We start from the raw sequence: 21,519 nt of genomic DNA on the forward strand, positions 1-21,519 counted from the left end.
CAGTTAGCGTTGTGCTAGCGGAACTTTTGGGAAATCAATCTTCGTTTGCACGATATTGTTAACCCAATTGCTAAAGGTATTAAGTACCGTCCACGCCGCAATTTGGATCAATTTTTGTTCAGTAATGCCGGCGTCGTAGGCATCTCGTTTATCTTGTTCGTCCAGATGACCTTGTTTTTCAAGCAATTGTTCAACGATGTTAAGAAGAGCTTGTTCGTAAGAATCAGCGGCTTTCCCAAGCTGTGCTTGCGCACACTCTTCTTGACTCAGTCCCGCGCGTTTCGCCGAGAAGGTGTGGCCGCTGACACAATAATGACATCCGTTGTAATTGGCAACAGCAAGTGAGATGAGTTCACGTTGACGCTCATCCAGTTGGCCATGTGTTTCGATCGATTTCACAAAGTCGAGGTAGCCAGTTAATGAGCCACCATCGATACCGAGTGCGGCAAAAAAGTTGGGTACCATACCGTATTGGTCTTTGAAATTCTTTAGGATAGGTGCGGCGATGGCGTCGGCGGTGTCGATGGTACGTAAGTTAAGTTCAAGCATGCAAAGCTCCGTTACTGCAACTAAACAAAGCCTTGAGAGGCATTGTTTTTTATGAAGGATAAGTTCTGTTACCAAAGGTAACTTAATCTAAGTATACCTTTGGTAACTTATCCGTCAAGAGTAACTTTAGCTTTGTCTAAATTATTTAGGGTAAGCGACCTGCGAACTCTCTTATAAAGCTTTCTTGTCGGTGTTTGACTTGAAGATCGTAACGTCGGTTCGCTGTTAGCGGGACCTCAATTGCTTGATTCATTGGAAGCGTCTGAAAAGACGCGCCGCAATGGCTACGGTACAGCAGTTCTGGTGTTTGCGTGAACAATTGCACACTATTGCGCTGGCGCTTTAGGCTGATGTGATGAGCCATGTCTTGCTGGCCTTGTAGACGGCGATGGAAGCCTTCTGGCCCCATCAATTGTAGATCGTAGTGACCTTGATGGTAGGCATAACTTACCTGTAATTGTTGGTGTCCCGCAACAGTGTAGCGGCGTGGTACGGCATCAAGATTAAGGCGATCATAGATATGAATGACGACTGCACGTGCAGTCGTGTTGCGTAGAGTTAGCTGGAAGCTGTCACCGCATTGTTGCTTATCTTCCTCGACAACCTCAATGTTATACAAGCAGGGGCGATGCGGCTTTTCTCCAGGTTCTTGCTGAAAGTGCGATGGTGTTGATGGGATCGGTGGTACCGTGCGCCCGTCTAGTTGTCCTGCCCGCAGTGCGTCTTGATAAGGCTCGGGGAGATGAGGAAAAGCATCCTTGTTTGGATTTACAAAGTCAAAAGCACTCATAAAGTCGCCACAGACTGCACGTCGCCATGGACTAATATTTGGCTCGGCGACCCCAAAGCGCAGTTCAAGGAAACGAATGACCGAGGTGTGGTCCATCACTTCGGAACAGACATTGCCACCACGACTCCAAGGCGACACTACATAAGCAGGGACACGGGGGCCAAGGCCATAAGGCTGGCCGATTAAGGCATCACGTTCTTTGCCTTGATTATCAGATTTAGTTCGATGGTATTCGCCGGTGGTTGCGACCTGTGAGTGACCAAAGTAGTGACCAGGGCGATGTGGATCGGGTGAAGGCGGTGCTGGGGGCGGTACGTGATCAAAAAAGCCGTCGTTCTCATCAAACATGATAAACACTACGGTTTTTGCCCAAACCTCTGGATTAGACGTCAGTGCTTCGAGCATTTCTGCGGTATAAGCAGCACCTTGCGCTGGACTCGACGGACCCGGATGCTCAGAGCCCTCAGCGGTCGCAATAATATAGGAGACCGCCGGTAATCTATCGGCCATAACATCTTGTTTCAGGTGCGCCAAGGTACGGGTGGTCAATGCGCGCTGGCGGAGATCGTTCGCCTCATCTTTTGCGGCAGCGTTGCGGTAACTTTGAAAGCCCACCAATGGATTATCGGTAAAGTTGTCCTGCATATCTTGATAAATGGTCCACTCGATGCCGGCTTTTGATAGGCGCTCAGGGTAGGTTGCCCAATGGTAACTGTCAGGATCGCCGCCGTCGCTAGCTAAGCGGTCATGACTATTGCCGACGGCAGGGCCACCATGTTTGGCTTGGCCATCGTTGGTGCCTGACCAGAGAAAGAGGCGGTTGGGGTTGGTGCCACCTTGGAAGGAGCAATGGTAAGCGTCACACAAGGTGAAGGCATTCGCGAGGGCGAACTGAAACGGAATATCCTGTTGTTCAAAGTAGCCCATTGAGTGCAATTGTTTGGCATTTGGCCATTGATCCATGCGCCCATTGTCCCAGGCGTACTGAGCGTCAGGCCAAGCGTGCGGTGTACCTTCGACGCGCATGTGTGCGAAGTTCTGCTGGGTATTTAATGGAAAGGGTGTGATCAGCTCAGGCCCTTGGTGTTGGCTATTGAGCTGCGTAAAGACGTTGCGCTTTGGATAAGATGCTAACGGCCGCGCTGGCGCCGGGTATGGGTCTGAAAAGCCGCGAACACCTGGCATAGTGCCAAAATAATGATCGAACGAGCGGTTTTCCTGCATCAGGATCACAACGTGTTCAACGTCTTCAATGCTGCGATGCTGAACGCGAGCTGGTAAGCTTAAAGCCCGCACAATTTGTGGGTAGAGCAAGGTAGCTCCAGCCACTGCCGTACTACCTTTTAAAAACTGTCGCCGTGTGAGTCCAGCCATCTGTGGTTATCCTTATTCGCGTCCCAATGTTGGGCGCGGAGGCTAACTGATAAATGTGGCAGGGCGATGACGGTTAGATTATTTCACCTGTTATTGGTACTCTGCTTCCCACAGCGAGAGTGGTTCTGCTGCGCACCATTGCCAGAATTTTTGTTCAACTAAGTCACTTGCCTCAGCAGCATCTCGTCCTTCAAACAAGCGCCAGTTTTCCTCTGCTGATTCCAGGGCATAACGTCTTAAGTGACCTGTGAGGTTTTCGAAATCGGCTGTTCCGAGACCAAACATACTGCCGTCTTTAAAATATTCCCATGGCATCTGCTGCTCAGGCTTTCGTTGATGATTTTGGAAGAAGGCTTCGCTGTAGATGCTAGCCGATTGACTTACATAGCTGCAGTCATTCCAACGTTGGCAGCGAAAGTAATACTCATCGTCCTCGGCCTCGGAAGCGCTGGTTAGCTCTTGATAGGGACAACCTTTTTGCCAAGGTTTCTCGATATCTGTTTCGGCCAAACGCTGTTTGGCGAGCGCGATATCTTCAGGCGTTGGGAAACTTTCCATCAGGACATCATATGCGTCAGCCAGTACCGTAGAGGTCGTTCCTAAGAGAAATAAACCCATTGCGGTGCGGGTGTACGCTGATTTTGTGAACGATGACATGCTACAGCTCCCTAGAAGACGAAATTATCATGTTGTTTCGGTTGAACGGATTTACTTGCCGATACAGAAGGAGCCGAAGATTTTGCCGAGTAGGTCGTCAGAGGTAAATTCTCCGGTGATTTCGTTCAAATGTTGCTGGGTGAGACGTAGCTCTTCAGCAAGAATTTCGCCAGCAACATGTTGTTCTAGTGCGTCTTGACCAGTAAGTAAGTGCTCACGTGCTTTTTCAAGAGCGGTCAAATGACGACGGCGCGCCATGAAGCTGCCTTCGCTGGTGGCTTGATAGCCGACACACTGTTTGAGGTGGTCACGCAGTAACTCAACACCATGGCCTGTTTTTGCCGAAAGGTGCAGCACTGGAATGCCAGAAATAGTCTCGATTTGCACGGGTTCTTCGTTTAAATCCACTTTGTTGCGGATCACCGTGTAAGGTAATTCGGCAGGAAGCTGCTCGAAGAATTCCGGCCAAATATCGGCAGGGTGGACGGCTTGGGTTTCTGTGGCATCAACCATGAACAACACACGGTCGGCACCGTGGATTTCATCCCACGCCCTCTGAATACCTATTTGTTCGACTTCATCAGGGCTTTCGCGCAAACCGGCTGTGTCGATGATATGCAGTGGCATGCCATCAATTTGGATGTGCTCGCGCAAGACGTCGCGGGTGGTGCCCGCAATAGAAGTAACAATAGCTGATTCGCGACCGGCGAGGGCATTCAATAGGCTTGATTTACCGGCGTTCGGACGCCCTGCAATCACTACTTTCATCCCTTCGCGTAGCAACGAGCCTTGCTTGGCCTGCACCATGACCTGCTGCATATGGTCGACGATAGCTTCGAGATCACTCGCTACTTTACCGTCACTGAGAAAGTCGATTTCTTCATCGGGGAAGTCAATCGCAGCCTCGACGTACATACGCAATTGAATCACAGCATCGACTAAGGTATCGATTTCATGAGAGAAACCGCCCTGTAGGCTCTGTAAGGCGGCTTTCGCGGCCTGTTCAGAGGTGGTGTCGATGAGATCAGCAATGGCTTCTGCCTGGGTTAAATCGAGCTTGTCGTTGAGAAACGCACGCTCACTGAATTCACCCGGGCGAGCTGGACGAATGCCCGGTAAGTCGAGAATGGCTTTAATGATCATATCAATGAGAACAGGGCCACCGTGACCCTGTAACTCAAGTACATCTTCGCCGGTAAATGAGTTAGGACCGGCAAAAAACAGCGCTATACCCTCATCAAGCAACTGTCCGTGTGCATCATGAAAGGGCACGTATTCGGCTTTGCGAGGCGGGGGGCAGTGGCCAATTAAGACATCGGCCACCTGACGCGCTGCAGGTCCGCTAACGCGAACAATACCAACGCCACCGCGACCGGGTGGCGTTGCTTGAGCAACAATAGTGTCATTACTCAGTTCGAGACTCATTTTTTCTTACGACGCTCCATCATGCCTTTTTTCTCAAGGCCGCGGTAAATCCATTGCATTTGACCGATAGTGATCAAGTTGTTACTCAACCAGTACAATACCAAGCCTGATGGGAACCACAGGAAGAATACGGTAAATACCACTGGCATGTACTGCATGATCTTCTGCTGCATCGGATCGGTACCCGGTGCTGGTTGCAAGCGTTGCATGAACCACATTGAGACACCCATCAAGAGTGGCAAGATGTAATACGGGTCTTTTGCTGATAAGTCATCGATCCAGAGGAATAGTGGCGCATGGCGAAGTTCCACGCTCTCCAACAGAACCCAGTACAGCGACAAGAAGATTGGCAGTTGCAGCAACATCGGTAAACAGCCGCCCAGCGGGTTTACTTTTTCTTCTTTGTAGAGCTTCATCATGGCTTGTGACATCTTCTGACGGTCTTCACCATAACGCTCACGCAGCGCTTTCATCTTCGGCTGGATCATACGCATTTTCGCCATTGACACGTATTGTGCTTTGGTCAATGGGTACAAGGCAGCTTTGATGATCACAGTCACCGCAATGATAGACAGACCCCAGTTAATTAAGAAGCTCTGTAAGAACTGCAATAACTTAAAGATTGGCTGTGCAAGCCACCACAAGAAGCCGTAATCGACAGTGAGATCAAGGTTATCAGCCACTAATGCCATGGCGTCTTGGTCTTTGGGACCAACAAAAAGCGTTGAGCGAATTTCAGCTTCGCTATTTGGTGCAATGGTTGCCGTCGGATAAATCACCCGCATTAGCGCTTGATTGCTGCCAAGAATGCTTGATGAAATTTGTTTGGTGCCATTACTACGTGGAATCCAGGCGCTGACAAAGTAGTGCTCAAGCATGGCAACCCAGCCAGTGTCAGTGGCACGACTTAGAGGCGCGTCACGCATGTCGTCAAACGAGTATTTTTCGTAGCGATCGTCGTCCCATGAGTAGGCGCCACCACGATAGGTTGGCATCATCATGTTGCCGCTCGACTCGGCAATCACTTGCTTTAACTGAGCGTAAAACTGTACTTCTTTATGCGCACTTGCCGTGTTTTGAATGGTGTAAATCACGTCAATTGCGTATGAGCCTTTGTTTAGCACAAAGGTTTTAATGATTTTTGAGCCATCTTCGAGGGTATAGGTGAGCGGCACTTCAATGCGGTCACCGGTCATTTCATAGGTGGTTTGCTCAGCATAGAACAGTGGGCGACCCGCCGAAGAGTCGGTGCCGTCTTTACCAATCAAGCCCGATTGCGCGATGTAGAGGTTCGCGGCATCGTCGTGCAAGAGCTCGAAACGCGCTTCAGAGTCTTGTTCACGCGCAAATTGCAGCAATTGGGCGTTAACAACGTCACCGCCACGTAAGGCAATTTCGAGATCAAGTACGTCGGTTTTGATATGAATACGCGCGCTTTTCGATACTGAGTTCGCAGTTGGCGTATCACTTGGCGTTGCACTAGGTACACTGTCGTCACGCAAGCTAGGATCAGCAGTTGGAATACCACTATCTTGGGTATTCGGCGTTGATTGTGTTGTTGTTTGTGCAGCTTTTTGCGTGCCTGGCGCCGTATCAATGACCCAGTTTTGATAGAGGAAAAAACTCACTACCAAAAAAGCAATAAACAATATAGAACGTGGCGAATTCATAAGTCCTTCGTCTCTGTTTTACTTTCTTTCGTTGATTCCGATGCGCTGTTTTTCGTTGGCACCGGGTCGAAGCCGCCCGGATGACCGGGATGGCATTTACTGATGCGTTTACTGGCAAGCCAGAAGCCCCGCATAATACCATGTTTTTGGATCGCTTCGATGGCGTATTGCGAGCAGGTGGGTTGAAACCTACAGCGCGGACCGAGCAGTGGACTTATGAACCACTGGTAGCATCGGATGCAGCCGATAGGTATTGCACGCAGCGCTTGCTTAATGTTCGCCATAGATAATCGAGCCGTTGTTGCAAAACATCATTTTCAAGATCGGCAATACCGCTTTTTGCAATGACGATAATGTCGAATGGCGGTATTTTATGCTGTTTCAGCCGAAAATTCTCGCGAATCTTACGTTTAATTCGATTTCGGTCGACAGCACGCTTCGCACGTTTCTTGGAAATGGTGACGCCAATACGAGGATGATCAAGTTGATTGGGGGTCGCAAGCATGGTGAGCTCAGCCGTGACAGCTTTCACCGGGGGATGATTAAAGACTTGCTGAAATTGAGCGGGAGTTAGCAGACGTAACTCCCGTCCATAGGAATACTGCTTCAATTATGCAGACAGGACTTTGCGGCCCTTGGCACGACGGCGAGCTAATACTGCACGACCGTTTTTCGTTGCCATACGAGCACGGAATCCGTGGCTACGCTTGCGCTTCAATACGCTTGGTTGAAATGTTCTTTTCATAATGCTAATTCCGTAATCGGTTTACCTAAAAATTTAGAGCGCGAATTCTACCCATTAAAAGGATCAAAGTCAACGCTAAAAGCTATCCACAATTGATAAAGAAGAATGATTCTTATTGTGGATAACTCCGTCTGCATTTGGTCGCATAATTTGCCTTTCAGACTGGCGAATAAGGCCTGACTTCAGTACAATCTAGGGTTCTGAATTATACATAATTTAACCGACGATTTTCGTGTTATTGGTGCAAAAGTGGGGGCATCAGCGAGGATCGCCGTATAACAGAGTTTCAGGGAGTGGAGTGTGAGTAAATCGCTTTGGGAATATTGTACCGAACGCCTACAAAGCGAACTGTCGACACAGCACTATAATACTTGGATCCGCCCACTGCAGGCGGATCTCGCGGACGATACATTAACGCTCTATGCGCCCAATATGTACGTTGTCGACTGGGTCAAAGACAAATACCTAAATCTGATCAAAGATTACCTTGGTGAAGCAGTGAAAGACAAAGGTGCGCAGGCACCGAATGTCTCTTTTGCTGTGGGCGGTGTTAAGCGTAAAACTGAAGCGAGCGAGCGCGCCCCAAGTCCGGTGGAGCCTCGTCGTGCAGCGGTAGAGCGTCCTGTACGTCGTCAAAGCCCGTGGGACGAAGACACTCCTGCACCTGCCTTTGAAAGTAACATCCACCCAGAATATACCTTTGATAACTTTGTTGAAGGTAAATCGAACCAACTTGCCCGCGCTGCCGCGTCACAAGTCGCTGAAAACCCTGGTGGCGTGTATAACCCGTTGTTCGTTTACGGAGGCACGGGTCTTGGTAAAACGCACTTATTGCACGCTGTTGGTAATGCGATTATGGCGAACAAAAAGGGCGCAAAGGTTTTTTACATGCGTGCTGAACGCTTCGTTCAAGACATGGTTAACGCGTTGAAAAATAACTCAATTAACGAGTTTAAGCGGTATTATCGTTCGGTGGATGCCTTACTTATTGATGACATTCACTTCTTTGCCAATAAGAAAGGCTCTCAAGAAGAGTTTTTCCATACCTTTAATGCGTTATTGGAAGGTAATCAGCAGATCATTATGACCAGTGATCTCTACCCGAAAGAGATTGAAGGGGTAGAGGATCGCTTGCGCTCACGTTTTGGTTGGGGTCTAACCATCGCGATTGAACCGCCAGAGTTAGAAACCCGGGTTGCGATTCTTATTCGTAAGGCGCAAGAGCGAGGCATTACGCTGCCACATGAAGTTGCGTTTTTCATTGCGAAGCGTTTGCGTTCCAACGTACGTGAACTTGAAGGCGCATTGAACCGCCTCGCTGCGAACGTGAATTTAACGGGTCGTCAAATCACCATTGATTTTGTACGTGAAGCCTTACGTGATTTGATTGCAGCGCAAGAGAAGTTAGTTACTATAGACAATATTCAGAAGACAGTTGCTGAGTATTACAATATTAAGGTTGCAGATCTGTTGTCGAAACGTCGTACACGCTCTGTTACGCGTCCACGGCAACTGGCAATGGCGCTGGCGAAAGAGCTGACCAACCATAGCTTGCCGGAAATCGGTGATGCTTTTGGTGGTCGCGACCATACCACTGTCTTGCATGCGTGTCGTAAAATACAAACGTTAAAAGACGCGCAACATGATATAAAAGAAGACTACAGAAATTTGATTCGGACTTTATCTGCCTAAGCGTAGGCTCATGGCACTAAGAATGAACATAGGGGAAACGGGATGAAATTTACCATCAATCGTGATGCGTTTTTAAAACCTCTACAAGTCGTAAGTGGTGCCGTAGAGCGTCGTCACACGATTCCAATTTTGTCGAATGTGCTGATTCAAGTGAAATCAGATCATATTCGTTTGACCGGTACTGACTTGGAAGTCGAGTTAGTGTCATTGTGCGCTATCGAAGGTGGTGAAGAAGGGCAGTTGACGGTTCCGGCCAAGAAGCTGGTCGATATCGTTCGTAGCCTACCGGACCACGCGATGGTTGAAGTCTCTGCAAGCGGAGAGAAAGCCACCATTCGCTCAGGCCGGAGTAAATTTACCTTAGCAACTTTACCTGCCGAAGACTTTCCAAATATTGATGATTGGGAAAGCGATATTCAATTGGTGACATCCCAAGGTGTGTTGCGTGATTTGATGGATCGCACCCATTTTTCAATGGCGAACCAAGATGTGCGTTATTACCTCAATGGTATGTTGTTTGAGACGGACAGCAATACCTTGCGCACGGTCGCTACGGACGGTCACCGTTTGGCGATGAGCTCTGTCGAGATTCCACAACCGAATCTTGCCGGGCGCCAAGTGATTGTGCCGCGCAAAGGTATTATGGAATTGATGCGTTTGCTTGACGGTGCTGATGCTGAAGTTAAGGTTGCGATTGGCGCAAACCATATTCGTGTCGAAACCAACGGTATGTCGTTTACCAGTAAACTTGTTGATGGACGCTTCCCTGATTATCGTCGTGTACTGCCTCAAGGCGGAGACAAAGTCGTGATCGCGGATCGTGATGTACTGAAACAGGCGTGTGCGCGTGCTGCTATTTTGTCGAACGAAAAGTACCGAGGCGTGCGTGTGACCTTGTCGGATGGTGAGATGTGTTTGACGGCAAACAACCCAGAACAAGAAACTGCCGAAGAAGTCGTCGAAGTTGAATATCAAGGTGCGCCGCTCGAGATTGGTTTTAACGTCAGCTATTTGATTGATGTGTTGAATACCATTCACGGCGACAAAGTGAAAATGACGCTGTCGAGCTCAGACGCGAGTGGTTTGATTGAAGACAGCGAAGACGATGCTTCATTGTATGTCGTCATGCCAATGCGTTTGTAATCGCTGAGGTAATGACGCTCGTTTATGTATATTGACGCTCTAACGCTCACGAACTTTCGTAATTTTGAAGAAGCGAAGTTAACGCCGGAGCGTCAAGTTAATCTTATTGTTGGTGAGAACGGTAGCGGTAAAACGTCTTTGCTTGAGTCGATTTATTGCTTAGGTTCTGGCCGGTCGTTTCGCCCAGGTCACTTCAAGCAGCTTATTCGTCACGCAGAACAGAGCTTTGTTATTTTTTCAAAGGTAACGGAGCAGCAGGGCGATCAGCATACGTTAGGATTTCAGCGTTTCTTGAATGGCGACGTAAAAATTCGCGTCAATGGTGAAGTGACGAAGAAGTTCGGGCCGATGGCGAAGTTGGTCCCCGTTCAGTTGATGACTCCAGAAACAATTGAGCTGGTATTAGGCGGTCCAAAAGTTAGGCGGCAGTTCATCGATTGGGGTGTGTTCCACGTGGAACATTCCTTTTTGGAAGAGTGGAACAAGTTTTCGTATTTGTTGAAACAACGCAATGCACTGTTAAAGAAAAAGCGTTTTGATCAACAGAATGTGTATTGGGATGAGAAGTTTGCGCACTACGGCGCATTGGTTGCGGAGCATCGAGCGAAGTATTTGCAGGACTTTGAACCGGTGTTATTGGAACGACTACAAAGCTTCTTACCCCAATATACATTTAAATTTCAGTTGAAGTGGGGCTGGGATGCGAGTCAATCGCTTGCGGATGCGTTACATGCGCACCGCGATATTGACCTGCGTTATGGTCATACGACCGTCGGTCCTCATAAAGCTGAGTTACGGATTTTGGCGAACGGTGAGGATGTAAAAGCCATTCTCTCTCGAGGCCAAATGAAGCTCTTGGTTGCGGCGTTAAAATTGGTACAAGGCGAGTACCTGTTTCGCAAAACAGGAGTACAATGTATTTATTTAGTTGATGATATTACCGCCGAGCTCGATGCAAAGAGCCAGCAGAAATTTTGTGAGGCGTTAATAGCAACGAAAGCGCAGTTATTCGTTTCAGCGATAAATAAGGGTGAACTCCCTGACATAATAACAGACGCTGATACAAAGATGTTCCACGTGGAACATGGAACCGTCAAGGAACTATAGAGAAGCTTGTTATGGCAGAAAATAATTACGATTCGTCCAGTATTAAAGTCTTAAAAGGGCTTGATGCAGTACGCAAACGCCCAGGCATGTACATCGGTGATACCGATGACGGCACTGGATTGCACCATATGGTTTTCGAGGTCGTCGATAACTCTATCGATGAAGCCTTGGCAGGACATTGTAAGGACATTGTCGTTACCATTCACTCTGATGGCTCAGTGTCGGTTAAAGATGACGGTCGTGGTATCCCAGTGGATATGCACCCTGAAGAGGGTGTCTCAGCGGCTCAAGTAATCATGACCGTACTCCACGCCGGTGGTAAATTCGATGATAACTCTTATAAAGTTTCAGGCGGTTTACACGGCGTTGGTGTATCTGTGGTGAACGCGTTATCTGACAAACTGCAGTTGACGATTCATCGTCAGGGGCATGTTTATGAGCAGTTTTATGGACTTGGTGACCCTGTAGAACCTATGAAGCAGATCGGTGATACCGATAAGACGGGTACACAAATCCGCTTCTGGCCGAGCCCAACCATTTTCAGTGATATCGAGTTCCACTACGATATCCTAGCGAAGCGCTTACGCGAATTATCGTTCTTGAACTCAGGCGTTTCGATTATTCTGCGCGACGAACGTGACGAGCGCGAAGATCACTTCAAGTACGAAGGTGGTATCTCAGCATTTGTTCAGTACCTGAATGACAAGAAAACACCTGTTCACGAGAACGTATTCCACTTCACCACTGAGCGTGAAGACGGTATCTCGGTTGAAGTGTCCATGCAGTGGAACGACTCGTTCCAAGAAAATATCTATTGTTATACCAACAACATCCCTCAGCGTGATGGTGGTACTCACTTGGCCGGTTTCCGTGCTGCTTTGACCCGTACCTTGAACTCCTATATGGAGAAAGAAGGGCTCAATAAAAAGTACAAAACCAACGCAACAGGTGATGATGCACGTGAAGGTTTGACCGCTGTCGTCTCGGTAAAAGTACCGGATCCGAAGTTCTCTTCGCAGACCAAAGACAAGTTGGTTTCGTCGGAAGTGAAGTCGGCAGTTGAACAGGCGATGAACGAGAAGCTGTCTGACTTCTTGCTCGAAAGCCCGAACGACGCCAAGATCATTGTTGGCAAAATTATCGATGCGGCACGTGCACGTGAAGCAGCTCGTAAAGCGCGTGAAATGACCCGCCGTAAGGGAGCATTAGATTTAGCTGGTTTGCCAGGTAAGCTGGCAGACTGCCAAGAAAAAGACCCAGCACTTTCTGAACTCTACATTGTGGAGGGTGACTCTGCGGGTGGCTCTGCGAAGCAGGGGCGAAACCGTAAGTTCCAAGCGATTTTGCCGTTGAAAGGTAAAATCCTTAACGTCGAAAAAGCTCGTTTTGACAAAATGCTCTCTTCACAAGAAGTTGCAACGCTAATTACTGCGCTGGGCTGTGGGATTGGTCGTGACGAGTATGATCCGGATAAAACCCGTTATCATCGCATTATTATCATGACGGATGCTGACGTCGACGGCTCGCACATCCGTACGTTGCTGTTGACCTTTTTCTATCGTCAAATGCCTGAATTGATCGAGCGCGGTTATATGTACATTGCTCAGCCACCACTTTATAAAGTGAAGAAAGGCAAGCAAGAGACCTACATTAAAGACGATCCAGGTTTGATTGTTTACCTGACCAGTATGGCGTTGGAAAATGCTTCTCTGCACGTCAATGCTGATGCACCAGGTATTTCAGGTACACACCTTGAAGCGTTAGTGAATGACTATCAGTTGGTGCAGAACGCTATCAAACAGCGCTTGTCGCGTCGTATGCCTGAGACGTTCTTACAACGTCTTCTATACGCACCACGTCTTACTGAAGAGTTGTTGAAGAACGAGCAGGGCATGCAGCAGTGGGTTGAGACTTTACAACATGACCTTACCAGTCGTGAAATCAACTCAGCGACCTATACGCTCTCGCTACAGAAGCATGAAGAGCGAGGTGTATTCTTGCCGGTCGTGATTGTGCGTCAGCACGGTATCGATACCGAGTATCCGCTTAACTTTGAGTTCTTAATGTCACGCGATTATGACCAACTTGTCAGTATCGGTGAGAAAATTAATGGTCTGGTTGAGCCGGGCGGTTTCGTACGTCGCAACGATAAAGAAAAGCCTGTAACTGACTTCGTGGAAGCGGTTGAATGGTTGATTAATGAATCGAAGCGTGGCGTTTATATTCAGCGTTATAAAGGTCTTGGTGAGATGAATCCTGAGCAGCTTTGGGAGACAACCATGGACCCTGAAACGCGTCGCATGATGCGTGTGACCATTGAAGACGCGATTGCTGCGGACCAATTGTTTACCACCCTGATGGGTGATGATGTTGAGCCGCGTCGTGAATTCATTGAAACCAATGCACTGAAAGTTGCCAACTTAGACGTCTAGTGACGATCGCGTGCTTATAAAAAAAGGAGCCATATGGCTCCTTTTTTATTTCTTGTTGTTCTAACAATTAATTCAATACAGAAATGTCTGCGATCTGTAAGAACAATCCTCGTAGTCGTTGTAACAACGCCTGACGGTTTTCACGCACAGCTGCCTCATCAGCATTCACCATGACATTATCGAAGAATGCATCGACAGGCTTTTGCAAGGCGGCTAGGGCTTTGAGTGCCTTCGCATAGTCGCCTTCGGCGAGTGCTTGGTTGGCAACCAGCTCAGCTTCTTCCAGGGCTTTCACAAGAGCAATTTCTTCTTGTGCTGAAAGCAAGCTGGTATCGATCTGGCTTGGCACCTCAGCTTCGATCTTCGCCAAGATATTCGCAACACGTTTGTTTGCAGCGGCGAGGGCAGTCGCTTCAGGAAGTTCACGGAAGGCAGCAACCGCATGCACACGCTTGTCAAAGTCGACCGGGGCAGTCGGGCGACGTGCTAACACCGCTTGAATAACGTCAACGCTGATGCCTTGCTCTTGATACATCGGACGGAAGCGACCTAAGAGAAACTCAAGCACTTCAGCTTCAACATTTACGTTGGTAAGTAATTCACCAAAGCTCTCGCGAGATGCAGCAATAAGTGTGGTCAGCTCAAGCGGCAAGTCTTTCTCTACAATAATACGGAGCAGACCGATAGCCGAGCGACGTAGTGCAAATGGGTCGCGGTCACCCTTAGGTGTCTGACCGATACCAAAAATGCCCACCAATGAATCGAGCTTGTCCGCCAGAGCAACGGCACAACCGGCAATGCTCTGTGGTAACGCATCACCACTGAAGCGTGGCAGGTAATGCTCGTAAATCGCCTCTGGAACGCCCGCAGGCTCGTTATCATGACGTGCGTAGTGCATACCCATGACACCTTGGGTTTCAGGGAACTCAAGGACCATCTGAGCGTTTAAATCCGCCTTACATAGGAAACCTGCACGCTGTGCGATAGCACCGTCATGACCAAGCTGTTGGGCGATGGTTGCTGCGACGCTCGCAATACGGTCTGATTTATCTTTAACACTGCCTAATTGCTTCTGGAACAGCACGTTGGCAAGACTCTCAACGCGCTCTGCAAGAGGCGTCTTTTTATCCGTCTCAAAAAAGAACTGCGCATCGGCAAGGCGAGGGCGTACGACGCGCTCGTTACCCGCGATGATCTGCGCTGGGTCTTTGCTTTCAATATTGGTCACAAAAACGAACTTGGCGAGCAAGTTGCCTGCTTCGTCTTCGAGCGGGAAATAACGTTGGTCATCTTTCATCGTAACGATCAACGGTTCTTTCGGTACACTCAAGAACTGCTCATCAAAGCTCGCAGTCAGTACCACTGGCCATTCGACGAGTGCGGTCACTTCGTCAAGTAGTTCTTGGTCAGGACGGATGTGGCCGCCCTCCGCTTGTGCTTGTTCTGCTAAGCCTTGCTCGATGCGCGTTCGACGCGCTGCAAAGTCAGCAATGACCCAAGCTTGCTCTAACGTTGCTTCATAAGCATCTGCGTGTGCCAAATGCGTGCCTTGTGGGCAATGGAAGCGATGGCCAAGCAAACGCGTTGCGGAAGCAATGCCCATGACTTCGCCAGCAATCAGCTGGTCGCCATGCATCATGGTAACGGTGTGTACGGGACGAATGAACTGTACAGAGCTATTCCCCCAACGCATCGGTTTGGGAATAGGGAGTTGGTCGAGCGCCTTTTGGACGAAACCTGGCAGCAATTCCGCAAGGGGTTGGCCTTTCACGTCAGCGCGGTAGAGCAGCCATTCACCTTTGTCGGTGGTGAGGCGCTCGGCTTCGGCAACAGTAATACCGTTTGACCGCGCCCAGCCTTCGGCTGCTTTGGTGGGTTGACCGTCGCTATCGAAAGCAACGTCGACCGATGGGCCACGTTTTTCAACGGTTTGGTCGTCTTGCTTTGCCGCGACGTCATGAATCATCACCGCCAACCGACGTGGTGTTGCTAACGCACGTACGTCACCCAGCGCAATGGTGTGATCACGTAACTGTTGGGCAAGGTTATGTGCGAAGGCTTCGCTTAAACCTTTAAGTGCTTTAGGTGGTAACTCTTCGGTACCAATTTCTACGAGTAGGGTAGCGTTTTCCACGTCTTAAGCTCCTTGCTCAGCCAAAGGGAAACCAAGCGCTTCACGCGCTGCGTAGTATGCTTCTGCACAACCTTTTGCCATGGTACGAACGCGCAAAATATAGCGTTGACGTTCGGTGACCGAAATGGCGTGACGCGCGTCAAGTAAGTTAAAGGCGTGTGAGGCGCGCATGACTTGCTCGTAGGCCGGCAGCGGAAGATTTTGCTCGAGCAGCAACTGACACTCTTTTTCACAGGCATCAAAGCGCTCAAACAGTACCCCAACATCGGCATACTCGAAGTTGTACGTCGACTGTTCAACTTCGTTCTGATGGAACACGTCGCGGTACAAAATTTTACCGCGCGGGCCATCGGTCCACACCAGGTCGTAGATACTATCGACGCCTTGGATGTACATGGCCAGACGTTCAAGGCCATAGGTAATTTCACCGGCGACAGGCTTACACTCTAAACCGCCGACTTGTTGGAAGTAGGTGAACTGTGTCACTTCCATACCGTTGAGCCAAACTTCCCAGCCAAGCCCCCAGGCGCCGAGCGTAGGTGATTCCCAGTTGTCTTCAACAAAGCGAATATCGTGAACAAGTGGGTCAAAGCCAAGCATTTCCAGCGAGCCTAAATAAAGCTCTTGGATGTTACTTGGTGAAGGTTTCAAAATGACTTGAAACTGGTAATAGTGTTGCAAGCGATTCGGGTTCTCGCCGTAGCGTCCGTCGGTCGGACGACGGCATGGCTGAACATAGGCGAAGTTTGCCGGCTCAGGACCGACCGCGCGCAAAAAAGTCATCGGGTGGAACGTACCTGCACCGACTTCCATATCAAGCGGTTGTACGATTGCACATCCTTGTTGCGCCCAGTAATCTTGGAGCGCGAGGATGAGACCTTGGAAGGTTTTTACATCATAGCTGGCCATGCGTTGTTCTCGTGCTGATTTTTAATCGAAATTGGCGTAAATTATACCCTTTGTTGGCCTACGGTTACAGGAGCGCAGCCAAAAATGCAGACTTCATTGACCAGATGTACGTGGTGTGGAGAAGATCCGCAGTACGTAGACTACCACGATAAAGTGTGGGGGCGACCTGTTGCTGATAGCCAAGAGTTGTTTGCGAAGCTTTGCTTAGACGGACAACAAGCTGGATTGAGCTGGTTGACGATCTTGCGCAAACAGCAAAATTACGAAGCTGCCTTTTGTCAGTTCGACCCAGAGGCGATCGTACAGTTACCTGAGGCTTATAAAGCCGAATTGATGCACAACGCGGGTATCGTCCGTAATCGGTTAAAAATAGAGTCGGTATTTAAGAATGCGCGGGCGTATTTGGCGCTACGCGATAGTGGCCGACCTTTTAATGAATACCTTTGGCAATTTAGTGATGGTGCACCGCGTATTTTCGCGCGTCAGGGCGGCGATATTCCCACCTCAGATAAAGTTTCTGATACTATGGCCAAAGCCTTAAAACAGGCAGGCTTTAGTTTTGTCGGCACAACGATTTGTTACGCATTTATGCAGGCTGTTGGCATGGTCAATGACCATTTGGTTGATTGTCATTGCTATGACGACGTTTGCCAGCAAATGCATGCATTTTCCCTAACAACATGAGTATGACATGGTTGAAATAACTCTCGCGGATTATCAAAACCCGAAGCATCGCCAAGCAGTAATTGCGATGCTTGATGATTACGCACGTGATCCCATGGGCGGTGGTGAGCCGTTACCGGAAGAAACCAAAGAAAATCTGATGGATGAAATGCTGAAACGCGATTACGTGTTTTCACTGTTGGCTTTTGTTGATGACGAACCGGTGGGTTTAGCAAACTGTGTGGAAGGCTTTTCAACCTTTGCAGCTAAACCTGTGATGAATATTCATGATATTGCGGTAACTAAAGCATATCGTGGACAGGGCATTGCCAAACGCTTGTTGCAAGAGGTGGAAACCTTAGCCCAGTTTCGTGGGTGTTGTAAGCTAACGTTAGAGGTTTTACAGGGCAACACGCCTGCCAAAGTCGCCTACGAGAAATTTGGTTTCGAGCCTTATCAACTGGACGAAGCTAACGGTAAAGCAGAGTTTTGGCAGAAGTATATCTAATTCGATAACCCTTTACGGATCACGTAGCGGTAAGGTGTGCAGCTGGTTTCAGCCGTCACTAGCTGGTGGTCCATAAAGCGGCAAAAACTAGGAATGTCGCGGGTGGTCGCCGGATCATCTGCGATGACCTCAAGCAAAGCGCCATCGTCTAATTTGCGCATCGCCACGCGGATCAGCATCACTGGCTCAGGACAACGTAAGCCTAAGGTATCAAGTGTTTCAGTGATGGGTTCTGACACGGAGTGTTCCTTTTGTTTGTCATACAAGCGAAAAAAAGCGCCGCATCGTTGACAGATGCGGCGCTTAGTTTACGGCAATTTTAAGTATTGAAAAAGCGTGGATTAATCCAAGCGTTCAAACACCGTTGCAATACCTTGGCCTAAACCGATACACATGGTGGCGAGACCGAGCGTTGCATCTTTGTCTTCCATCAAGTTTAGTAGGGTGGTTGAGATACGTGCGCCTGAACAGCCTAGCGGATGGCCAAGGGCAATCGCGCCGCCATTCAAGTTCACTTTCTCGTCCATTTGGTCAAGCAGGCCGAGACCTTTAAGAACCGGCAGCGATTGTGCGGCAAAGGCTTCATTCAGCTCAAACAGGTCGATATCACTAATGCTTAAACCTGCGCGCTTCAGTGCCTTTTGCGTCGCTGGTACTGGACCGTAGCCCATGATGGATGGATCGCAACCGGCCACTGCCATAGCACGAATCTTCGCGCGTGGCTTAAGACCAAGTGCTTTCGCTTTGTCTGCGGACATGATTAACATGGCGGCAGCACCATCAGAAAGGGCTGACGACGTACCTGCGGTGACCGTGCCGTTGGCTGGGTCAAACACCGGGCGAAGCTGAGAAAGTCCTTCTACGGTGGTTTCAGGGCGAATGACTTCATCGTCTTTAATGAGGCGAAGCACGCCGTCGGCATCGTGACCTTCAATCGGCAAAATCTCTTTGGCAAAACGACCGTCAAGGGTCGCCTGATGCGCCCGTTGATGCGAACGTGCACCAAAGGCATCTTGGGCTGCACGGTCGATGTCGAATTTGCGCGCGAGTAGCTCGGCGGTCATTCCCATCGAACCTGAAGCACGCGCGACAGATTTGTTCATACCTGGGTGAAAATCGATACCATGGGTCATAGGTACGTGACCCATGTGCTCAACACCGCCGGCAATAAAAATGTCGCCGTCACCGGCCATAATGGCGCGGGCAGCATCATGAATGGCTTGCATGGATGAGCCGCAGAGGCGGTTTACCGTTACTGCCGCCACATGGTGTGGAATGCCAGCAATAAGTGCGGCATTACGTGCGACGTTGAAGCCTTGCTCGAGAGTTTGTTGTACACAGCCCCAGTAAATGTCTTCTAACTCGTTGACATCTACTTGTGGGTTGCGCTCAAGTAGGCCTTTCATCAAATGTGCGGATAAATCTTCAGCACGAACGTTGCGAAATACGCCATTCTTAGAACGGCCCATCGGCGTACGAATGCAATCGACAATTACTACGTCTTTCATAAAATCCTCCCGTTAGCCCGCAAAGTACGATTTACCGGCTTTAGCCATGTCACGCAGGCCATCGGTAACGTGGTACATTTCACCCAAGTGGGCGTATTGGTCTGCAAGCGCAACAAAGTTGGCAAGTCCCATGGTTTCAAGGTAACGGAATGGACCGCCGCGGAACGGCGGGAAGCCGAGACCGTAAAGTAGGGCAATGTCACATTCAGCAGCAGAGCTGACGATACCTTCTTCGAGGCAACGCACGCACTCATTCACCAGCGGGATCATGGTACGGGCAATGATTTCATCCGCGCTCAGTTCTTTGCCCGAGATGCCCAGAAGTTCATACACTTCAGGGGCTTTTTCTTTGCTCGGACGGCCTTTTTTATCGACGCCGTAGTTGTAGAAACCTTTACCATTTTTCTGGCCAAAGCGTTCCGCAGCAGCGAGTTTGGCTATGGCGCTACTGGTATCGCGTGGCATCCGCGTTGGGAAACCGTCAGCCATGACCACAGTACAGTGGTCCGCAGTATCAATACCGACCACATCAGATAAGTAAGCTGGGCCCATCGGCCAACCAAACTGGCGTTCCATGATTTTATCGATGCCGGCAAAGTCGGCACCTTCATCAACCATGCCAGCGAAGCCTGCTAGGTAAGGGAATAACACACGGTTGACCAGGAATCCTGGGCAGTCATTGACCACAATCGCGGTTTTACCCATACGCGCTGCGTAGGCAACCACCGCCGCCACGGTTTCATCTGAGGTTTTTTCACCACGGATCACTTCGACCAATGGCATTTTGTGGACAGGGTTGAAGAAGTGCATGCCACAGAAACGTGACGGGTCTTTTAGGTTTTTGGCCAAGCGATCAATCGAAATAGTCGAGGTGTTTGAGACGATAATTGCATCATCTGCCACCACGTCTTCCATTTGCGCCAGTACTTTGCCTTTCACGTCTGGGTTCTCAACCACAGCTTCGACCACGATGTCGACGTGCTTTACCGCATCATCGAGCAACGTTGGCGTGATTGACGACAAAATTTTCGCCATTTTCTTATGGTCGATTTTGCCGCGTTCTACCAACTTACTAAGGATTTTGCTGGCTTCATTCATGCCTTGGTCGAGGGCTTCTTGGCGGATGTCTTTCATGACCACCGGAACGCCTTTAGAAGCGGACTGGTAGGCAATACCGCCGCCCATAATGCCTGCGCCAAGGACCGCTGCTGTTTTGATCTCTTTGCTCGCTTGTTTCGCGGCTTTCTTCGCTTTACCTTTGACATACTGGTCGGCCATGAAAATACCGACTTGCGCATGACAAGCGTCTGTTTGCGTGAGGCCAACGAAGGCTTCGTTTTCAGCATTCAGTGCTTCTTCACGATGCTTACGCGCGCCATCTTCAATCGCCTTAATTGCTGCGTGTGGTGCAGGGTAGTGCTTCCCAGCTTTCGCAGCGACCATGCCTTTCGCGGTGACCAAGGTCATGGTGAGTTCAGTATCATTGGCTTGTAGCGGTTCTAGTTTAGGTTGACGTTTGGCACGCCAATCGAGATCGCCATCAATGGCTTGTTGCACCATTGCAAGCGCCGCATCACGGAGTTTCTCTGGTGCCACAACAGCGTCGACAAGGCCGACTTTTTGGGCGTCTGCTGCGCGGTTGTTTTTACCTGTGGTGATCCACTCAAGTGCGTTGTCAGGACCGATGATGCGCGGTAAGCGCATGGTTCCACCAAAGCCAGGGATGAGACCTAGCTTCACTTCTGGCAAGCCAATGGTGGCTGTGGTATCGGCGACGCGATAATCACAAGCTAGGGTTGCCTCGCAGCCACCGCCAAGGGCGAAGCCGGTGACAGCTGCGACGGTAGGGACAGGCAAGTCTTCTAATTGGTCAAACACACGTGATGCTTTGTGAACCCACTTTTTGGTGTGTTCAAGATCAGCAAACAATGTTTGGAATTCGGTAATATCAGCACCTACAATGAAGGTTGGCTTACTGCTGGTTACAATTACACCGCGAAGATCTGGCGTTTCGGCGAGTGTCGCTAAAGCCTGACTGAATTCTTCCAAGGTTTTCTGGTCGAATTTGTTAACGGAGCCTGCGGCTGCAAATTGCAACTCAGCAATACCATTGTTAACGAATTCAACCCGAATGCTTTCACCTTGATAAATCATAAAAGGTCTCCTGATTTTCAGATTGCTTTCGGTTAGCGTATGATTTGTAGTCACAAAGA

General features: G+C 49.3%; 19 protein-coding genes. 6 read left to right on the plus strand and 13 right to left on the minus strand.

What is annotated here, in order from left to right; translation table 11 throughout:
* Window positions 1-3: 3 nt before the first annotated feature.
* From G535_RS13015 to rpmH, 8 genes are all read right to left on the minus strand, one after another.
* Window positions 4-549 carry a carboxymuconolactone decarboxylase family protein gene (locus G535_RS13015; RefSeq protein WP_051206984.1) on the minus strand — a complete coding sequence of 182 codons (546 nt, stop codon included), beginning with the start codon at window positions 547-549 and terminating at the stop codon, window positions 4-6.
* 145 nt (window positions 550-694) lie between these two features.
* The gene (locus tag G535_RS0105615) at window positions 695-2,713 is read right to left on the minus strand and encodes a phosphocholine-specific phospholipase C (RefSeq protein ID WP_026861165.1); all 2,019 of its coding nucleotides are present in this window, start codon (window positions 2,711-2,713) and stop codon (window positions 695-697) included.
* Between the two features lie 90 nt (window positions 2,714-2,803).
* Window positions 2,804-3,370, minus strand: coding sequence for a hypothetical protein (locus G535_RS14205; RefSeq protein ID WP_198678973.1), 567 nt, complete (start codon window positions 3,368-3,370; stop codon window positions 2,804-2,806).
* A 51-nt stretch (window positions 3,371-3,421) separates the two neighbouring features.
* Window positions 3,422-4,795 carry a tRNA uridine-5-carboxymethylaminomethyl(34) synthesis GTPase MnmE gene (gene mnmE, locus G535_RS0105625; protein ID WP_026861167.1) on the minus strand — a complete coding sequence of 458 codons (1,374 nt, stop codon included), beginning with the start codon at window positions 4,793-4,795 and terminating at the stop codon, window positions 3,422-3,424.
* Window positions 4,792-6,465 (minus strand): membrane protein insertase YidC, encoded by a 1,674-nt coding sequence (yidC, locus tag G535_RS0105630; protein WP_026861168.1) that lies wholly within the window; start codon window positions 6,463-6,465, stop codon window positions 4,792-4,794. Before yidC ends, mnmE begins: the two co-directional genes overlap by 4 nt.
* Window positions 6,462-6,749 (minus strand): membrane protein insertion efficiency factor YidD, encoded by a 288-nt coding sequence (gene yidD / locus G535_RS14055; protein ID WP_084616801.1) that lies wholly within the window; start codon window positions 6,747-6,749, stop codon window positions 6,462-6,464. Before yidD ends, yidC begins: the two co-directional genes overlap by 4 nt.
* The gene (gene rnpA, locus G535_RS0105635; protein ID WP_026861169.1) at window positions 6,680-7,075 is read right to left on the minus strand and encodes a ribonuclease P protein component; all 396 of its coding nucleotides are present in this window, start codon (window positions 7,073-7,075) and stop codon (window positions 6,680-6,682) included. Before rnpA ends, yidD begins: the two co-directional genes overlap by 70 nt.
* A complete protein-coding gene (rpmH, locus tag G535_RS14060; protein ID WP_084616802.1) occupies window positions 7,076-7,210 on the minus strand; it encodes a 50S ribosomal protein L34 in 135 nt (44 codons plus the stop codon).
* Window positions 7,211-7,510: 300 nt separating this feature from the next.
* Between rpmH and dnaA the strand changes: the two genes are divergently transcribed.
* From dnaA to gyrB, 4 genes are read left to right on the plus strand one after another with little or no spacing between them, the layout of a single operon-like run.
* Window positions 7,511-8,902: a chromosomal replication initiator protein DnaA gene (dnaA, locus tag G535_RS0105640; RefSeq protein WP_026861170.1), complete on the plus strand. Its 1,392-nt coding sequence runs from the start codon at window positions 7,511-7,513 to the stop codon at window positions 8,900-8,902.
* A gap of 42 nt (window positions 8,903-8,944) precedes the next feature.
* Window positions 8,945-10,045, plus strand: coding sequence for a DNA polymerase III subunit beta (gene dnaN, locus G535_RS0105645; protein ID WP_026861171.1), 1,101 nt, complete (start codon window positions 8,945-8,947; stop codon window positions 10,043-10,045).
* Window positions 10,046-10,069: 24 nt separating this feature from the next.
* Window positions 10,070-11,152 carry a DNA replication/repair protein RecF gene (recF, locus tag G535_RS0105650; protein ID WP_026861172.1) on the plus strand — a complete coding sequence of 361 codons (1,083 nt, stop codon included), beginning with the start codon at window positions 10,070-10,072 and terminating at the stop codon, window positions 11,150-11,152.
* Window positions 11,153-11,163: 11 nt separating this feature from the next.
* A complete protein-coding gene (gene gyrB, locus G535_RS0105655; RefSeq protein ID WP_026861173.1) occupies window positions 11,164-13,584 on the plus strand; it encodes a DNA topoisomerase (ATP-hydrolyzing) subunit B in 2,421 nt (806 codons plus the stop codon).
* Window positions 13,585-13,651: 67 nt separating this feature from the next.
* Here gyrB and glyS read toward each other — a convergent pair whose 3' ends face one another.
* Together glyS and glyQ are read right to left on the minus strand one after the other, a co-directional pair.
* A complete protein-coding gene (glyS, locus tag G535_RS0105660) occupies window positions 13,652-15,718 on the minus strand; it encodes a glycine--tRNA ligase subunit beta (RefSeq protein WP_026861174.1) in 2,067 nt (688 codons plus the stop codon).
* 3 nt (window positions 15,719-15,721) lie between these two features.
* Entirely contained in the window at window positions 15,722-16,627 is a 906-nt protein-coding gene (gene glyQ / locus G535_RS0105665) for a glycine--tRNA ligase subunit alpha (protein WP_026861175.1), read from the minus strand.
* Window positions 16,628-16,711: 84 nt separating this feature from the next.
* Between glyQ and G535_RS0105670 the strand changes: the two genes are divergently transcribed.
* Window positions 16,712-17,311 carry a DNA-3-methyladenine glycosylase I gene (locus tag G535_RS0105670; protein WP_026861176.1) on the plus strand — a complete coding sequence of 200 codons (600 nt, stop codon included), beginning with the start codon at window positions 16,712-16,714 and terminating at the stop codon, window positions 17,309-17,311.
* A gap of 7 nt (window positions 17,312-17,318) precedes the next feature.
* Entirely contained in the window at window positions 17,319-17,798 is a 480-nt protein-coding gene (locus G535_RS0105675; RefSeq protein WP_026861177.1) for a GNAT family N-acetyltransferase, read from the plus strand.
* On the opposite strand, the gene tusA is transcribed toward G535_RS0105675, so the two are convergent.
* From tusA to fadB, 3 genes are all read right to left on the minus strand, one after another.
* Window positions 17,795-18,037, minus strand: a complete 243-nt coding sequence (gene tusA, locus G535_RS0105680) for a sulfurtransferase TusA (protein WP_026861178.1) — start codon at window positions 18,035-18,037, stop codon at window positions 17,795-17,797. The two genes, G535_RS0105675 and tusA, sit on opposite strands and share 4 nt — an antisense overlap.
* Window positions 18,038-18,139: 102 nt before the next feature.
* The gene (fadA, locus tag G535_RS0105685; protein WP_026861179.1) at window positions 18,140-19,306 is read right to left on the minus strand and encodes an acetyl-CoA C-acyltransferase FadA; all 1,167 of its coding nucleotides are present in this window, start codon (window positions 19,304-19,306) and stop codon (window positions 18,140-18,142) included.
* A gap of 12 nt (window positions 19,307-19,318) precedes the next feature.
* Window positions 19,319-21,460, minus strand: a complete 2,142-nt coding sequence (gene fadB, locus G535_RS0105690; protein WP_026861180.1) for a fatty acid oxidation complex subunit alpha FadB — start codon at window positions 21,458-21,460, stop codon at window positions 19,319-19,321.
* Window positions 21,461-21,519: the final 59 nt, after the last annotated feature.

Source organism: Pseudidiomarina sediminum DSM 21906 (genome assembly GCF_000423165.1).
Classification (GTDB): domain Bacteria; phylum Pseudomonadota; class Gammaproteobacteria; order Enterobacterales; family Alteromonadaceae; genus Pseudidiomarina; species Pseudidiomarina sediminum.

Coding starts and splice junctions, on each gene's coding strand:
- G535_RS13015 (WP_051206984.1), bottom strand. CDS start 549: ATGCTTGAACTTAACTTACGTACCATCGACACCGCCGACGCCATCGCC.
- G535_RS0105615 (WP_026861165.1), bottom strand. CDS start 2,713: ATGGCTGGACTCACACGGCGACAGTTTTTAAAAGGTAGTACGGCAGTG.
- G535_RS14205 (WP_198678973.1), bottom strand. CDS start 3,370: ATGTCATCGTTCACAAAATCAGCGTACACCCGCACCGCAATGGGTTTA.
- mnmE (WP_026861167.1), bottom strand. CDS start 4,795: ATGAGTCTCGAACTGAGTAATGACACTATTGTTGCTCAAGCAACGCCA.
- yidC (WP_026861168.1), bottom strand. CDS start 6,465: ATGAATTCGCCACGTTCTATATTGTTTATTGCTTTTTTGGTAGTGAGT.
- yidD (WP_084616801.1), bottom strand. CDS start 6,749: ATGGCGAACATTAAGCAAGCGCTGCGTGCAATACCTATCGGCTGCATC.
- rpmH (WP_084616802.1), bottom strand. CDS start 7,210: ATGAAAAGAACATTTCAACCAAGCGTATTGAAGCGCAAGCGTAGCCAC.
- dnaN (WP_026861171.1), top strand. CDS start 8,945: ATGAAATTTACCATCAATCGTGATGCGTTTTTAAAACCTCTACAAGTC.
- recF (WP_026861172.1), top strand. CDS start 10,070: ATGTATATTGACGCTCTAACGCTCACGAACTTTCGTAATTTTGAAGAA.
- gyrB (WP_026861173.1), top strand. CDS start 11,164: ATGGCAGAAAATAATTACGATTCGTCCAGTATTAAAGTCTTAAAAGGG.
- glyQ (WP_026861175.1), bottom strand. CDS start 16,627: ATGGCCAGCTATGATGTAAAAACCTTCCAAGGTCTCATCCTCGCGCTC.
- G535_RS0105670 (WP_026861176.1), top strand. CDS start 16,712: ATGCAGACTTCATTGACCAGATGTACGTGGTGTGGAGAAGATCCGCAG.
- G535_RS0105675 (WP_026861177.1), top strand. CDS start 17,319: ATGGTTGAAATAACTCTCGCGGATTATCAAAACCCGAAGCATCGCCAA.
- fadA (WP_026861179.1), bottom strand. CDS start 19,306: ATGAAAGACGTAGTAATTGTCGATTGCATTCGTACGCCGATGGGCCGT.
- fadB (WP_026861180.1), bottom strand. CDS start 21,460: ATGATTTATCAAGGTGAAAGCATTCGGGTTGAATTCGTTAACAATGGT.